The sequence below is a fragment of the Pseudomonas fulva genome (assembly GCF_023517795.1).
Classification (GTDB): Bacteria; Pseudomonadota; Gammaproteobacteria; order Pseudomonadales; family Pseudomonadaceae; genus Aquipseudomonas; species Aquipseudomonas fulva_D.
The window spans coordinates 3,406,544-3,419,768 of sequence record NZ_CP082928.1 but is presented as its reverse complement, the minus strand read 5'-3'; the positions used below and the strand labels follow the sequence as shown (position 1 = coordinate 3,419,768).

The window sequence follows — 13,225 nt, the reverse complement described above, 5'->3', positions numbered from 1 at the left end:
GACGGGAAATCCGCCGCGGCCCGCTGAATGGGTGGACGGCTGAGACGCCAGCCACCATCACCTGTTACTTGCCTTCGGTGAGCGCCGCGTAGCTGGTCATCAGGTTGCGGTAGTCGGGGATGTGATCCGAACAGATCTTCGCCAGGCCTTCCACGTCGTTGCGCCAGTCGCGGTGCAGCTCGCAGGCCACGGCGAACCAGTTCATCAGCTGCGCGCCGGCGGCGGTCATGCGCTGCCAGGCCGAGTCGCGGCTGATCGGGTTGAAGGTGCCGGAGGCATCGGTGACCACGAACACGTCGAAGCCCTCCTCGATGGCGGCCAAGGCCGGGAACGCCACGCACACTTCGGTCACCACGCCGGCGATGATCAGCTGCTTCTTGCCGGTGGCCTTGATCGCCTTGACGAAGTCTTCGTTGTCCCAGGCGTTGATCTGGCCAGGGCGGGCGATGTACGGCGCGTCCGGGAACAGCTCCTTCAGCTCGGGGACCAGCGGGCCGTTGGGGCCGGTTTCGAAGCTGGTGGTGAGGATGGTCGGCAGCTTGAAGAACTTGGCCAGGTCGGCCAGGGCCAGCACGTTGTTCTTGAACTTGTCCGGGTCGATGTCGCGCACCAGGGAGAGCAGACCGGCCTGGTGGTCGACCAGCAGAACGGCGGCGTTGTCTTTGTCCAGGCGGTTGTAGGGCTTGTTCATGATGAAACTCCAGGTGGGTTGGGGGAACGGGAATCAGGGTGGCGCGCTTCGGGCACGCCGAGCAGGTGGCGGATGCGCACGGCCACGCCTTCACGCTGGTATTGGCGGGCATTGGCCTCGATGCGCTGCTCGGCCACGGTGACGCGGCCGTGGTGACGCAGGTGTTCGAGCCAGGAGGCGTCGAAAAAGAATTCCTGCCAGAGGTGCGGGTTCTCGCTGTCCTGCAGCAGCCCCCAGGACAGCGCACCGTTGCGCCGGCGCATGGCGCGTACCGCGAGCATGGCGTGGCTGAATGCCTCGGCGTGTTCCCGGGGGATGTCGTATTCGAGGGTGACCATCACCGGGCCGCGCTCGCGGTCCAGGTCAGCACTGAGTACCGGCGCCGGCCAATGCACCGAGGGCGCCAGGTCCTCGGCATCGGTGACCGGCAGGCGGAAGCGCCAGGACAACAGCACGCCGAGCACCAGCAAGGCGCCGCCGCCGGCCAGGGCCACGCTCAGCGAGTATTCGCTGGCCAGCGAACCCCAGACGATGCCGCCCAGGGCGCTGCAGCCAAAGAACACCAGGATGTACACCGCCAGGGCGCGGGCTCGCACCCAGCTCGGCACCGAGGTTTGCGCGGCGACCTGCAGGCTCGACAGCACGGCGATCCAGGCAGCGCCGCTGACCAGCATCACCGGAATCAGCAGAGCGAAGTCGCGGATAAAGGCCAGGCCGAACAGCACCGCGGCATAGGCGAGGCTGGCGCCCGCGACGATCAGGTCGCTGCGCAGCCGCTCGCGCAACCTGGGCAGGAACATCGCCCCGGCGATAGCGCCAGCGCCCACGCAGCCGAGCAGGATGCCGAAGTCCGCAGCCGTGCCGTGCAGCTCACGGCGTACCAGCAGCGGTAGAAGGGACATGCCGGCACTGGCGCCGACGAAGGACGCGAAGGTGCGCACCAGCACCGCCTGCAAGGGTTTGGCGCTGCGCGCATAACGCACGCCAAGACGCACCGCCCCGAACAGCCGCTCGGCCGGCAGGATGCTCACCGTGGGCGTGCGCTTCCAGGCATACAGCGCAGCGATCACCGCGAAGAACGACACGGCGTTGAGGGCGAAGGTCAGCCAGGGGCCACTGAGGCTGACCAGCACACCGGCAATGGCCGGGCCGATGGCCCGCGCCACGTTCATGCCCAGGCTGGATAGCGCCACCGCGGCAGGCAGCTCGCTCTTGCCGACCAGCTCGGGGGTCAGTGCCGACCAGGCCGGCATCATCAGCGCGGTGCCGATGCCCATGGCCAGGGTCAGCAGCAGGAGCAGCGGCACGTTCATCAACCCGAGCAGGGTCAGGCCGGCGAGCAGCACCGCCACGGTGGCCATCCACAATTGCACGGTCAGCAGGTAGCGGCGCTTGTCGACAATATCGGCCAGGGCGCCGGCCGGCAGCGCCAGAAAGAACATCGGCAACGCCGCGGCCACCTGCACCATGGCCACCGCCAGCGGGCTGGCCGACAGCGAGGTCATCAGCCAGCCGGCACCGACCTCGTGCATCCAGGTGCCGATGTTCGAGGCGATGCTGGCCAGCCATAGCCAGCGGAACACCTGAGTGCGCAGCGGGCTCCAGGGCCCGGCGGTGGTTGCTTGGGTGACGCTGTTCATGGGCTATCTCGTTAAAAAAAGTCGGTGTCGGTAAAAAATGGGCACAGCCGTGCCCGAGACGGCGGAGAGACGCCGATTAAAAAATGTGTGTGTTGCCTGTCGAATTGCGGCGAGCGCGTTCTACCTGTGGGAGCGTCGCCATGCGCGCGAATCGCGGGCATGAACTAGGCGTCCCCGCCCGCTCCCACAGGGGGCTAAGCAGCGCTAGAACGCAAAGCACGAACACCCGAAGGCGCCCCAGAAGCCGGCGTAGTCGCTCACCGGCACCTTGCTCTGCCGCGCCCGCTCGTGGCTGTGGGCGTGTACCGCGCAAGAGCCGATGCACTGGTGCACGGCGGCCTGCAGCGGTGCGGCGGGCTTCCAGTGCCCGGGCACCTTGGCCACCGGCGACCAGTCCGGCAGTACCGGCAGCGGCGGGTTGCCGTGCTTGTCGAACTCCTCGGCGCCGTAGACCACCTTGCCGCCCACCACGGTGAGCACCGATTCGAGGTACTTGATGGCTTCCTCGGACACGCTGAAGTAATCCTGGGAAAGCACCGCCACGTCGGCCAGCTGGCCGACCTTGATCTGGCCCTTCTTGCCCTGCTCGTTGGAGAACCAGGCGCTGCCCTGGGTGAACAGCTGCAACGCCACGGCGCGGGACAGGCCTTCGGGATACAGCGCGGTACCGCCCACGGTCTTGCCGCTGACCAGCCAGTACAGCGAGGTCCAGGGGTTGTAGCTGGCCACGCGGGTGGCGTCGGTGCCGGCGCCGACCGGCACGCCTTCGGCGAGCATGCGCTTGATCGGCGGGGTGCTTTCCGCCGCCTGCTTGCCGTAGCGGTCGACGAAGTATTCACCCTGGAAGGCCATGCGGTGCTGGATGGCGATACCACCGCCCAGCGCCCTGACCCGCTCGATGTTCTTCGGGGTGATGGTTTCGGCGTGGTCGAAGAACCACGGCAGGCCGTTGAACGGGATGTCGCGGTTGACCTTCTCGAACACGTCGAGCATCCGCGAGATGGATTCGTCGTAGGTGGCATGCAGGCGGAACGGCCAGCGGTGCTCGACCAGGTGGCGCACCACCGGTTCGAGATCGGCTTCCATGTTCGGCGGCAGATCCGGGCGCGGCTCGAGGAAGTCCTCGAAGTCGGCGGCGGAGAACGCCAGCATCTCGCCGGCGCCGTTGTGGCGCAGGTAATCGGTGCCCTGGCCGTAGGTGAGGGTCTTGGTCCACTGCTGGAAGTCGGCCAGCTCTTCCTTGGGCTTCTGGGTGAACAGGTTGTAGGCGATGCGCACGGTGAGCTGGTCGTTGTCGGCCAGCTGCTGGATCACCTGGTAGTCGTCCGGGTAGTTCTGGTAGCCGCCGCCGGCGTCGATGGCACTGGTCAGACCCAGGCGATTGAGCTCGCGCATGAACTGACGGGTCGAGTTGACCTGGTAGTCGAGGGGCAGCGTCGGCCCTTTCGACAGGGTCGAGTAGAGGATCATGGCGTTGGGGCGGGCGATCAGCATGCCGGTCGGCTCGCCATTGCTGTCGCGCTGGATCTCGCCACCGGGCGGGTTCGGTGTGTTCTTGTCATAGCCGACCACCCGCAGGGCGGCGCGGTTGAGCAAGGCGCGGTCGTAGAGGTGCAGCAGGAACACCGGGGTGTCCGGCGCCGCCTGGTTGATCTCGGCCAGGGTCGGCATGCGTTTTTCGGCGAACTGGAATTCGTTCCAGCCCCCGACCACGCGCACCCACTGCGGGGTGGGCGTGCGGTCGGCCTGGTCCTTGAGCATGCGCAGGGCGTCGGCCAGGGACGGCACGCCTTCCCAGCGCAGCTCGAGGTTGTAGTTCAGGCCGCCACGGATCAGGTGCAGGTGCGAGTCGTTGAGCCCGGGAATCGCGGTGCGCTTGTTGAGGTCGATGACCTTGGATGCGGCGCCCTTGGTGGCCATGGCCTCCGCGTCGCTGCCCACGGCAATGAAGCGACCATTCTTGATCGCCACGGCAGTGGCCTGCGGCCGCTCCGGGTCGACGGTGTGGAATTTGCCGTTGAGCAGGATCAGGTCGGCGTCGTTCATGTTGGCTCCGAATGCATAACCGGCACCGCCGGCGAAAGGTAAGGCAGACCACAGCGCGCCAGCCGCGCCGAGCAGGCCACCGGCCGCGACGATCTGGCGGCGTTTCGGGTCCTTGGGATCATCTGTCATGACTGGGCGCTCCGGTGATCAACGGGACACGAAGGCCAGCAGGTCTTCATTGAGACGCTGCTGATGGGTCACGGCAAAGCCGTGGGGCGCGCCCTCGTACACCTTCAGCTCGGCACCCTTGATCATCTGCGCGGCAAGCTTGCCGGTGGTCTCGAACGGCACGATGGCGTCGGCGTCGCCATGGATCACCAAGGTCGGCACGTCGACCTTGGCCATGTCGGCGCGGAAATCGGTTTGCGAGAATGCGGTTACGCAGTCGACCGTGCCCTTGAGCGACGCCAGCAGGGCGATGTTGAGGGTCTGGGTGAGCACGCCGTCGGAAATTTTCTGGCCCTTGTCGATGCCGTAGAACGGCGCGGCGAAATCACTGATGAACTGCGCGCGATCCTTGAGCAAGCCGTCCTTGATGCCGGCGAATACCGAGGCATCGACGCCTTGGGGAAAATCCGCGGCCTTGCCGAAGATCGGCGTGACCGCGCCGAGCAGCACCAGCTTGGCGACCCGCGAGGTGCCGTGGCGGCCGATATAGCGGCTGACATCGCCGCCACCCATGGAAAAGCCCACCAGGGTGACGTCATGCAGGTCGAGGTGCTCGATCAGGTCGGCGATGTCGTCGGCGAAGGTGTCGTAGTCATAGCCCGTCCACGGCTGGCTGGAGCGCCCGAAACCGCGACGGTCGAAGGCGATGGTGCGGTAGCCGCGGCTGCTCAGGTACTGCATCTGGTATTCCCACATGTCGGCGTCCAGCGGCCAGCCATGACTGAACAGCACGGGCTTGCCGCTGCCCCAGTCCTTGAAATAGATCTCGGTGCCGTCGCGGGTGGTGAATGTGCTCATGGCGATAACCTCTCGGGTAGGAATGTCAGGGAAATCAGCGGGCGCTCAGCCAGCCGGCACAGCAACGGGTGACCACCGGCATGATCCAGAACACCACCGGCACGACGATGCACAGGGTGATCAGCAGGTTGCTCGGTACCACGCCGCCGAGCGCCGGGTACTGCTGGAACAGCGGCTGCCACAGCAGCGGGATGAGCATGGTCAGCGGGCAAATCACCAGATAGGTGAGCACCGCCTGCTTCCACTTCGGCGGTTGCGGGGCCTGGGCATGTTCGGGGGTGAACCAGAATTCGTGGTCGCGGCTGACCTGGATCTGGTCGCCGCCGTCGAGCAACGGCAGCACCTCATCGATCAGCAGCCGTCGGCGATCCGAAGCGATCCATTCGTCCAGCTGCCAGCCGTCGGCGAAGCGCAGCACGGTGGTGAAGGCATCGCCCTGCCCGTCCGCGCGGATCACGTTGACGCCCAGGTGGCCAGGCTGCTGCTCGGCGGCGGCCAGGGCGCGCTTGAGCCAGGCCTCGTAGGCAGGCAGGCAGCCGGGACGCACCTGATGCTGGATGACCAGGGTCACCACATTGCTCGGCTCGATGGTTGGCATAGCGAAAGGACGTCCTGGCAGCGAAATCGACCCGCAAGGCCATGGCCTGCGGCGTAACGATCGGCATGCCCGTGGCGGTGCCCGACCGTGCCGCCACTATGCCGCTGCGTCGAGCGCCTTTATTGGACGTATGTGCTCAATGGTCGCAGCCGCCTGCAGGGCGGCTGGAAGATGGCTCAGGTGAGCAGCAGCTCGACCAGCAGGAACAGCCCGGCGATACCGCACAACAGCACGCCAAGCCAGAAGAACGAGGCACCCCGCTGCACCGGGGTATCGATCACCGCCCGCTTGGGAAACGCCGGGTCGTAGCGCACCGGCACCGGGTCGCCTTTGCGGTAGTGGCGCCAGCTGCTCATGCTGCTCTCGTGCATGTGCAGGTTGCCCTCCGCGTCGCGCCATTCGAAACGCGGGTAGCGGCTCGGCGTGCTGAGCCCCCAGTCGCTGGCGATGATGCGCCCTTGCGCGCACAGCCAGTTGCGGCTGACACGACGCCGGGAAAGGCCGATGCCCATGAGCACGGCGCCGACGCAGCCGAACACCAGGGCAAGAAAAACGGGAACAGGCATGACTCACTCGAATCGGGTACTTGAATAGATAGTGGCGCCCCGCAGCCTGAAGGTTCATGGAAAAAACCTGCCGTTCGGCGGCGTGTGCAACGGCGTGTGCAACGGCGTGTGCAGCGGCGCGTGCAACGGCGTGTGCAGCGGCGCGTGCAGCGGCCTGCACGCAAGTGTTATCGGCAACGCGCGACACGAAGACCGCAAGCCGCCCGAGTGACGAAAATTTAGGTTGAGTTTTTCGCCGCTTGCCCCTGTCCACTATTTGGACACGGATAAAGGAGAGTCACATGAAAACCACGCCTACCCTCAGCATCTTGTTTGGCGCCCTGCTGGTCAGCGGCATGGCCCATGCGGCCGATCCGAAAGAGCAGGAACCCGCCCGTGAGGTCTATCAGGACCAGGTGCTCAAGCAGCAGCCCGATCAGGAAGATCCGGAAGCCAAGGACCCGATGCATATCGGCCACCTCAAGGAAGGTACCCCTGCACCGCACAAGTACTGGCGCGACGATTACGCGATCAAGGACCTGAAAAAGCACAATCTGCCGGAGCCCGAGGACAAGGAGCACGAGCACTGGGTGAAGATCGGTACCGACTACGTGTTGCTGAACAACAACACCGGCACCATCCAACGCATCATCAAGGGCAAGTAAGCGCTCCGCCACCCTGTACCGACACGCAAATAAAGCTCAACGGCGCCGCGTAAGTGGCTATCATTCACGCAGGTTCCGCCATGCCTCGTGTCGGTTCTTTCTCCTCTAGGGATGGATGATGAAAGCTTCAGCAAGCAACCCCAAAAGCCCGCGCAGCGAATTCGCGCGCAGCGCCCTGGCTGTGGCCGTTGGCGCTGCGCTGGCGTATGGGGGTGCCCAGCTGTTCGCCCGCCTGTATCCGGCGGCGCCACAGGTCACGCCGACCACCATCAAGGTCGCCCCGGCACCCGCTCCCAAGGTCGCTCCCGTCGAGCCAGTGGCTCCCGGCGAAGACCCCTGGTGGCGCGGCGATGCCGCGTTCTGGCAGGAGCAGGCGCACCTCAATAGTGCGGCCGTGGCGCCGCAGTATCGTGAGCTGCAATTCGCCTGGTCCGAGCGCATGGCCGCACTCGCCAAGCAGCGCGCCCAGCAGGATGGCAGCAAGCGCGACCCGGCCACCTTGCAGGCCAAGGACGCGCAAACCACCGAGCTGCATATCCAGCCACGCGGTAAACCATAGCCGCCACCCGCTCGCGCCCTGGTACGTTCATCGCCACCTTCCTCGCGCCAGGGAACGCTTGCCATGGCGCAGGCTCAAAACCCTGCCTCAGCCTCGCACCTTTGCACGCCGATGCGAGCATAATGCCGCCCCCAAGCAGCCCGCCCCGATGGACAGCGGACTGCCCTATCGTTGGAGCTTTTGATGGAATTCATTCACCTGGTTATCGATTTCATTCTGCATATCGACCAGCACCTGGCGGCCCTGACCGCCCAATACGGCACCTGGATCTACGCGATCCTGTTCCTGATCGTGTTCTGCGAAACCGGCCTGGTGGTCACCCCGTTCCTGCCGGGCGATTCCCTGCTGTTCGTCGCCGGCGCCATCGCCGTGCACGGCACCATGAACGTGCACCTGCTGGTACTGCTGCTGATCACCGCGGCGATTCTCGGCGACGCGCTGAACTACACCATCGGCCGCTTCATGGGCCAGCGGCTGTTCCGCAACCCGGACTCGAAGATCTTTCGTCGCCGCCACCTGGAAATCACCCAGCAGTTCTATGCCCGCCATGGTGGCAAGACCATCATCCTGGCGCGCTTCGTGCCGATCGTGCGCACCTTCGCGCCCTTCGTGGCCGGCATGGGCCACATGAACTACGCCCATTTCGCCGCCTACAACGTGGTCGGCGCGATTCTCTGGGTTACCCTGTTCACCTACGGTGGCTACTTCTTCGGCAACCTCCCGGCGGTGCAGAGCAACCTGCACTACCTGATCGTCGGCATCATCGTGGTGTCGATCCTGCCAGGCGTGATCCAGTTGATCCGCCACAAGATGAACCGCTCGGTACGCGTGCAGACGCCGCAGTAACAGGCTGGCAGACATGAAAAAGCCCCGCGATTGCGGGGCTTTTTCATGGGCGCTTGCCGCCGCTCAGGACGGCGGCGCGGCCGCGGTGGCCGGTGCGGTCTGGGTACGTTCGTTCCAGCCACCACCGAGCGCCTTGTACAGGTTGATCTCGCTGGTGAGCTGCGACAGGCGTACGCCGATCAGCTGCTGCTCGGCGCTGAACAGCTGGCGCTGGGCATCGAGCAGGGTCAGGTAGCTGTCCACCCCGGTACGGAAACGGCGGTCGGCCAGGTCGTAATAGTCCTCGGAGGTCTCCACCAGGCTGCGCTGGGCCTGCAGTTGCTCTTCGTAGGTGCCGCGAGCCGCCAGGCCATCGGAGACTTCCTGGAAGGCGGTCTGCACCGCTTTCTCGTAGTTCGCCACCTGGATGTTCTTCTGGATCTCGGCGTAGTCGAGGTTGGCGCGCAGGCGACCGGCCGTGAAGATCGGCAGGTTGATCTGCGGCTGGAACAGCCAGGTCCCCGAGCCACCGTCGAACAGGCCCGACAGCTGGCTGCTGGCGGTGCCGCCGTTGGCGGTCAGGCTGATGCTCGGGAAGAACGCGGCCCGTGCCGCACCGATGCTGGCGTTGGCGGCTAGCAGTTCACGCTCGGCCTGCAGCACGTCGGGGCGGCGTTGCAGCAGGTCGGACGGCAGGCCCGCCGGCACCTCGGCCAGCAGCTGCATGTCCAGCCCTTCGCCCTGGGGCAGGTCGGCCGGCACCGGGCCACCGAGCAGCACGCCCAGGGCGTTGCGATCCTGGGCGACCTGGCGGGTGTACTGGGCCAGGTTGGCCTGGGCGGTCTGCACGGCGGTGCGAGCCTGGCTCAGGGACAGGGCATCGGTCACGCCGACGTCGAAGCTGCGCTGGGTCAGCTCCAGGCTGCGCTGGTAAGTGCCGAGGGTATCGCGGGTCAGCTTGAGCAGGGCTTCGTCAGCCTGCAGCGTCAGGTAGGCGTTGGCCACGCTGGCGATCAGGCTGATCTGCGTGCTGCGCTGCGCCTCTTCGGTGGCGAAGTACTGCTGCAGGGTCTGCTCGTTGAGGCTGCGCAGGCGCCCGAAGAAGTCCACTTCCCAGGCATTCACCCCGACCGTGGCGCTGTACTGGCCACCGACGGTGGAACGGCCGGTCTGCGACAGGTCGGCGGGCGTACGCTGGCGGGTACCGCTGCCATCGGCCGAGACGTTGGGGAACAGCTCGGAACGCTGGATGCGGTACTGGGCCTGGTAGGCCTCGACGTTCAACGCCGCCACCCGCAGGTCGCGGTTGTTGTTCAGCGCGGTTTCCACCAGGCGCTGCAACGCCGGGTCACGCAGGAACTCGCGCCAGCCGAGATCGGCCGCGGCGACCGAGCCCTGCACGGCGCTGCCCTGGTACGCCTGGCCCTGGGGCCAGGCAGTGTCGACGGGCGCGTCGGGGCGCTGGTAGTCGGGGATCATGGTGCAGCCGCCGAGCACGATGCTCGCCACGGCTAGAGACAACAGGGACTGCCTCACTGGACGGCCTCCTCATCGTTGGGTTGTTTGGCGCTCTTGTCCTTGAACATCGAGCTGACCACCACATAGAACAGCGGAATCCAGAAGATCGCCAGCACCGCCGCGGTAAGCATACCGCCGATCACGCCGGTACCGATGGCATGTTTGCTGCCGGCGCCCGCGCCGCTGGAAATGGCCAGCGGAACCACGCCGAGGATGAACGCCAGGGAGGTCATGATGATCGGGCGCAGTCGCATGCGGCACGCCTCGACCGCCGCCTCGAGATGGCTCATGCCCTGCTCGTGCAGCGACTTGGCGAACTCGACGATAAGGATCGCGTTACGCGCCGACAAGCCGATGGTGGTGATCAGGCCCACCTGGAAGAACACGTCGTTGGACAACCCGCGACCCAGGGTGAACAGCAGCGCACCGAGGATACCCAGCGGCACCACCAGGATCACCGAGAACGGAATCGACCAGCTCTCGTACAGCGCCGCCAGGCAGAGGAACACCACCAGCAGCGACAGCGCATAGAGGGCAAGGGTCTGCGATCCCGCCAGACGCTCCTCGTAGGATTGCCCGGTCCAGTCGAAGCCGACGCCCTGGGGCAGCTCGGCCGCGATGCGCTCGACTTCGGCCATCGCCTCACCCGAACTGTGGCCCGGTGCCGGCGCACCGAGAATCTCGATGGCGCTCACCCCGTTGTAGCGCGACAGCTTGGGCGAGCCGTAGGTCCACTCGCCGGTGGCGAAGGCGCTGAACGGCACCATCTGGCCCTGGTCGTTGCGCACGTGCCACTTGCTCAGGTCCTCGGGGTTCATGCGCGAGTCGCTCTGGCCCTGCAGGTAGACCTTCTTGACCCGACCGCGGTCGATGAAGTCGTTGACGTAACTGCCGCCCCAACCGATCTGCAGGGTGGTGTTGACGTCTGACAGCGACACACCCAGGGTGCGCACCTTCTCGTCGTCGATCAGCAGCTTGTACTGCGGCTCGTCGAGCAGGCCGTTGGCGCGCACGCTGCTGAGCACCGGGCTCTGGTTGGCCAGTTGCAGGAACTTGTCACGGGCTTCGTTCAGGGTGGCCTGGCCGACGCCGGCACGGTCCTGCAGGAACAGGTTGAAGCCGGTGGCGTTACCCAGTTCCATGACCGCAGGCGGAGCGAAGGCGAACACCATGGCATCGCGGAACTCGCCGCCGAAGAAGCGACCCTGGGCGCGCTGCGCCAGTTCGGCCACGCTGGTACCGGCAGCGGTACGCTCGGACCACGGCTTGAGCATGATGAACGCCATACCGGAGCTCTGGCCACGGCCGGCGAAGTTGAAGCCGGTCACGGTGAACACCGAGTTGACCACGTCCTTCTCGTCCTCGAGCAGGTACTTGCGCATGTCGTCGACGACCGCCTGGGTACGCTCGGCACTGGAGCCGGACGGCGTCTGCACCTGGGCGAACAGTACGCCCTGGTCTTCCTCGGGCAGGAACGCCGACGGGATCAGGGTGAACAGCCAGCCGGCCACCGCGACGATGACCGCATAGATGATCAGGAACGGCGCCTTGCGCTTGACCACGCCGCGTACGCCACGCTCGTAGCCGTTGACGCTACGCTCGAAGGTGCGGTTGAACCAGCCGAAGAAGCCGCCCTTCTCGTGGTGCTCGCCCTTGGCGATCGGCTTGAGCATGGTGGCGCACAGCGCCGGGGTGAAGATCAGCGCGAGGATCACCGAGAGCACCATGGCCGAGACGATGGTGATCGAGAACTGCCGGTAGATCACCCCCACCGAACCACCGAAGAAGGCCATCGGCAGCAGTACCGCCGACAGCACCACGCCGATACCGACCAGCGCGCCCTGGATCTGCCCCATGGATTTGCGTGTCGCCTCGAGCGGCGACAAGCCCTCTTCGCGCATCACCCGCTCGACGTTCTCGACCACCACGATGGCGTCGTCCACAAGCAGGCCGATGGCCAGGATCATGGCGAACATGGTCAGGGTGTTGATGCTGTAGCCGAACACCGCCAGCACGCCGAAGGTGCCGAGCAGTACCACCGGCACGGCCAGGGTGGGGATCAGCGTGGCGCGGAAGTTCTGCAGGAACAGGTACATGACCAGGAAGACCAGCACGAAGGCTTCGACCAGGGTCATGATCACGCCATGGATCGACTCCTGCACCACGGGCGTGGAGTCGTACGGCATCACCACTTCCATGCCGGCCGGGAAGAACGGCTTCAGCTCATCGATGGTGGCACGGATCGCCTTGGCGGTATCCAGGGCATTGGCGCCGGTGGCCAGCTTGATCGCCAGACCGGAGGCCGGGTTGCCGTTGAACTGTGCACGGATGTTGTAGTTCTCGCCGCCCAGCTCGACCTTGGCGACATCGCCCAGGCGCACCTGAGAACCGTCGCGGTTGACCTTGAGCAGGATATTGCGGAACTGCTCGGGGGTCTGCAGGCGGGTCTTGCCGATGATGGTGGCATTGAGCTGCTGGCCGGGGCCGGCCGGCAGGCCACCGAACTGGCCGGAGGAAATCTGCACGTTCTGCGCCTGCACGGCGCTGCGCACATCGACCGGGGTCAGCTGGAAGTTGTTCAGCTTGGCGGGGTCGAGCCAGATACGCATGGCGTACTGGGCACCGAACACCTGGAAGTCACCGACGCCCGGGGTCCGGGAAATCGGGTCCTGCATGTTGGCGACGATGTAGTTGGACAGGTCCTGGTTGGTCATGCTGCCGTCAGTGGACACCACGCCGATCACCAGCAGGAAGTTCTTCACCGCCTTGGTGACGCGCAGGCCCTGCTGCTGCACTTCCTGGGGCAACAGTGGCGTGGCCAGCTGCAGCTTGTTCTGCACCTGAACCTGGGCGATGTCCGGGTTGGTGCCCTGGTTGAAGGTGACGACGATTTCCATGCTGCCGTCGGAGTTGCTCGCCGAGCTGATGTAGCGCAGCCCGTCGATACCGTTCATTTGCTGCTCGATCACCTGCACCACGGTGTCCTGCACGGTCTGTGCGGAGGCACCCGGGTAGTTGACCTGGATGCTCACGGCAGGCGCGGCGATGCTCGGGTACTGGTTGACCGGCAGTTTGAGGATGGACAGACCACCGGCCAGCATGATCACCAAGGCGATCACCCAGGCGAAAATCGGCCTGTCGATGAAGAAATTCGACATCGTGTAATCGCTCC

11 protein-coding genes are annotated in these 13,225 nt (G+C 65.6%); 3 read left to right on the top strand and 8 right to left on the bottom strand.

The annotated features are described in order from the left end of the window. Positions 1 to 64: 64 nt before the first annotated feature. The 6 genes from ycaC to K8U54_RS15540 form a co-directional block, all read right to left on the bottom strand. A complete protein-coding gene (ycaC, locus tag K8U54_RS15565; RefSeq protein ID WP_249906665.1) occupies positions 65 to 691 on the bottom strand; it encodes an isochorismate family cysteine hydrolase YcaC in 627 nt (208 codons plus the stop codon). Further along, positions 688 to 2,331, bottom strand: a complete 1,644-nt coding sequence (locus K8U54_RS15560) for an MFS transporter (RefSeq protein ID WP_249906664.1) — start codon at positions 2,329 to 2,331, stop codon at positions 688 to 690. Before K8U54_RS15560 ends, ycaC begins: the two co-directional genes overlap by 4 nt. 204 nt (positions 2,332 to 2,535) lie before the next feature. Then, positions 2,536 to 4,377, bottom strand: a complete 1,842-nt coding sequence (locus tag K8U54_RS15555) for an amidohydrolase (RefSeq protein ID WP_249910454.1) — start codon at positions 4,375 to 4,377, stop codon at positions 2,536 to 2,538. Positions 4,378 to 4,524: 147 nt separating this feature from the next. Beyond that, positions 4,525 to 5,343 carry an alpha/beta fold hydrolase gene (locus tag K8U54_RS15550; RefSeq protein ID WP_249906663.1) on the bottom strand — a complete coding sequence of 273 codons (819 nt, stop codon included), beginning with the start codon at positions 5,341 to 5,343 and terminating at the stop codon, positions 4,525 to 4,527. Positions 5,344 to 5,377: 34 nt separating this feature from the next. Continuing rightward, positions 5,378 to 5,941, bottom strand: a complete 564-nt coding sequence (locus K8U54_RS15545; RefSeq protein WP_249906662.1) for an antibiotic biosynthesis monooxygenase — start codon at positions 5,939 to 5,941, stop codon at positions 5,378 to 5,380. 176 nt (positions 5,942 to 6,117) lie between these two features. Then, a complete protein-coding gene (locus tag K8U54_RS15540) occupies positions 6,118 to 6,507 on the bottom strand; it encodes a DUF3592 domain-containing protein (RefSeq protein WP_249906661.1) in 390 nt (129 codons plus the stop codon). A gap of 281 nt (positions 6,508 to 6,788) precedes the next feature. Between K8U54_RS15540 and K8U54_RS15535 the strand changes: the two genes are divergently transcribed. From K8U54_RS15535 to K8U54_RS15525, 3 genes are all read left to right on the top strand, one after another. After that, complete coding sequence (locus K8U54_RS15535; protein WP_070887657.1) at positions 6,789 to 7,151, top strand: RcnB family protein; 363 nt, start codon at positions 6,789 to 6,791, stop codon at positions 7,149 to 7,151. A gap of 118 nt (positions 7,152 to 7,269) precedes the next feature. Then, positions 7,270 to 7,710 (top strand): hypothetical protein, encoded by a 441-nt coding sequence (locus K8U54_RS15530; RefSeq protein ID WP_249906660.1) that lies wholly within the window; start codon positions 7,270 to 7,272, stop codon positions 7,708 to 7,710. 183 nt (positions 7,711 to 7,893) lie between these two features. Then, complete coding sequence (locus K8U54_RS15525) at positions 7,894 to 8,556, top strand: DedA family protein (RefSeq protein WP_249906659.1); 663 nt, start codon at positions 7,894 to 7,896, stop codon at positions 8,554 to 8,556. A gap of 63 nt (positions 8,557 to 8,619) precedes the next feature. On the opposite strand, the gene K8U54_RS15520 is transcribed toward K8U54_RS15525, so the two are convergent. Together K8U54_RS15520 and K8U54_RS15515 are read right to left on the bottom strand one after the other, a co-directional pair. Further along, positions 8,620 to 10,071, bottom strand: a complete 1,452-nt coding sequence (locus K8U54_RS15520; RefSeq protein ID WP_249906658.1) for an AdeC/AdeK/OprM family multidrug efflux complex outer membrane factor — start codon at positions 10,069 to 10,071, stop codon at positions 8,620 to 8,622. After that, positions 10,068 to 13,211: an efflux RND transporter permease subunit gene (locus K8U54_RS15515; protein ID WP_249906657.1), complete on the bottom strand. Its 3,144-nt coding sequence runs from the start codon at positions 13,209 to 13,211 to the stop codon at positions 10,068 to 10,070. The genes K8U54_RS15520 and K8U54_RS15515 overlap by 4 nt, the downstream gene beginning before the upstream one ends. Between the last annotated feature and the right edge of the window lie 14 nt (positions 13,212 to 13,225).